Origin of the sequence: Staphylococcus canis, from assembly GCF_016238445.1 — a bacterium.
Taxonomy (GTDB): Bacteria; Bacillota; Bacilli; order Staphylococcales; family Staphylococcaceae; genus Staphylococcus; species Staphylococcus canis.
The window spans coordinates 1-298 of record NZ_JABANU010000085.1; the positions used below are offsets into that span (position 1 = coordinate 1).

1 protein-coding gene is annotated in these 298 nt (G+C 45.3%); it reads right to left on the reverse strand.

Annotated elements, in window-relative coordinates:
* A partial coding sequence (locus tag HHH54_RS11015) for an Ig-like domain-containing protein (RefSeq protein WP_232796338.1) occupies positions 1-298 on the reverse strand: 298 nt, incomplete at both ends.

Genomic DNA, 298 nt, shown 5'->3' on the forward strand with positions numbered 1-298 from the left:
CATTGCCATCTTTGTTCACAACAGTGATTGTTTCACCTTCGTCTAATGTCTCAGTCGCTGGTACATCCACTGTCCAGTTTCCGTTTTCATCCACTTGACCTGTCACTTCTTCACCGTTAGGGAACGTCACAACTACTGTTGTTCCTGGTTCACCTGTTCCTGTTACGACTTTGTCTCCTGGTTGTGGATTATTCACTACTGGTGCCTCTGGCGCCACTGTGTCTGTTACTGTTCCTGTTGATGGTGTTGATATGTTACCATTGCCATCTTTGTTCACAACAGTGATTGTTTCACCTTC